The 1,834-nt window shown below is 34.8% G+C and carries 2 protein-coding genes; one reads left to right on the top strand and one right to left on the bottom strand.

Annotation, left to right across the window (positions count from 1 at the left end; genetic code table 11):
• Positions 1-359: 359 nt before the first annotated feature.
• Positions 360-1,343 (bottom strand): SdrD B-like domain-containing protein, encoded by a 984-nt coding sequence (locus AC220I_RS21955; RefSeq protein WP_486726003.1) that lies wholly within the window; start codon positions 1,341-1,343, stop codon positions 360-362.
• 182 nt (positions 1,344-1,525) lie between these two features.
• Here AC220I_RS21955 and AC220I_RS21950 point away from each other — a divergent pair.
• Positions 1,526-1,834: HAD hydrolase-like protein (locus tag AC220I_RS21950; RefSeq protein ID WP_486726002.1), on the top strand; the 309-nt coding region annotated here is incomplete at its 3' end.

The raw sequence follows: 1,834 nt of genomic DNA, 5'->3' as shown, positions 1-1,834 counted from the left end.
ACAGGCAGACAAATCCAAACGATTGGCATTACCGTATATGATGATAATGGTTTTATTGGCGTTCTTGGAATTGATGTGTATATAGATTAATATCGAGTTATAAAATGGTCTGCGTGTATGAATTAAAGTTCAAATATAAATGACAGTTTATGTATAAATAAAAGTTTATGTATAAATTAATGCCATGACATATAATGGTTATAGATGGGCAATCGTAAGAACTTTAAGAACTTTAAGAAATTAAGATCTTATATTATAAAAAGAGGATTGAAGTACAGTCTATGAGAGACTCTACCTCAATCCTTTTTCGCATTAGAAAGCTATTACTTATAAGGCTTATAATTTAAATTATCTAAGATTTATTGTCCGCTTAAATTGAGGACTTCGGCACCTGCCGGGTAATTAATATCATCTTGTGTTACAGAACCGAGTGATAAATCTTTGAAGTAGAAACTACCTTCATAAGTGCCACTGCTTGCTTCCATTTTGATAATGATTTTATGTTCCTTCCATACATAATACTTAGCTTCAAAACCAGGTACAGTGTTTTCAAAAACGAGAACATCCTTGCCATCTAAGTTTTCTTCACCCTTATACATGATGTCATCAAAAGTCTGAGGATCAAACTCATCCATAAATGTAAAAGGTGTCATAATCGGCATCATTTCCATAATCGGTGTAATGACAACTTGATTGGTCGCAGCAGTATAAACACCCATTGTCCCGTTTTCTTGGTTGAAAAAGGTTGTCATGCCCTGAGCTTCAGCTTTCATGCTATTGCCCATAACCCATAATTTCAAGGTCTCTTCTTGTTGGCCTGCATTAAACATAATAAGCTCAAAATAATAATTATCATAGGTATTCCCATCGTTAATAGAATCTCTAAATGAGAACATAGGCGTGCTGGATTGAGGTTCTATGTAACCGATGGCATCAGCTTGAGTATCCGATGATATTGTGAAGGTTTGTGTATCGTTATCTGAGGTTAAGACGAGTCCAGCCGGTACTGTAGCTGTGTCTACTCTTATGGTATCGCTTCCAGCTTTACTTTCTAACCTGTATTCTCCATTTGAATCTGTTTGAGTTTCATCAGACTGACTGCTGACGTTTATGCCCTTTATTCCAGTTTCGCCGCTGTCAAATGTGCCATTTCCATTTAAGTCTAAAAAGATGATGCCACTGATATAAAAAGCACTTGATTCACTTGCTTCACTTGACTCGCTGGCATTAGATGAAGCCGGCGTTTCATCACTCCCACACCCCCATAATATGAAGGCTGATGTAAATACCAGAATGACGAATATGAGTAAATTTATTCTTCTCTTATTAAATAAATGAATCATAATATTACCTCCCTTAATTTAAACACCACATACTGATTTGTACCCCTTTTGCTAAAAAAATATCAATATTTGGTATGAATGAGAATATGGTCCTAGTGATTGTTTACTTCATATTTTATTTTTGTTAGTATAATAATAAGTAGTTAATGCAGGCATATAGTTTAACAATTGGAGGAATTCTAATGGCATATAAGGCTTTTTTATTTGATCTGGACGGCACCTTAAGTGATTCAAAAATTGGGATTACCAAATCGGTGCAATATGCGCTTAACAAATATGGTATTGTATCAAGTTTGGAAAACCTTGAAAAATTTGTGGGGCCACCATTACAGGACTCCTTCGTTAAATACTATGACTTTGATATGAAAAAGGCAGATGAGGCTGTTGCTTATTTCAGAGAATATTTTTCTGAATTTGGCATTTATGAGAATCAACCTTATGAAGGTATTTTAGAGATGTTAAAAGCGCTTAGTGAAGAGCAAGTTACGCTT

Source organism: Fusibacter sp. (assembly GCF_057447755.1).
This window is presented reverse-complemented; position numbering and strand designations above follow the sequence as displayed.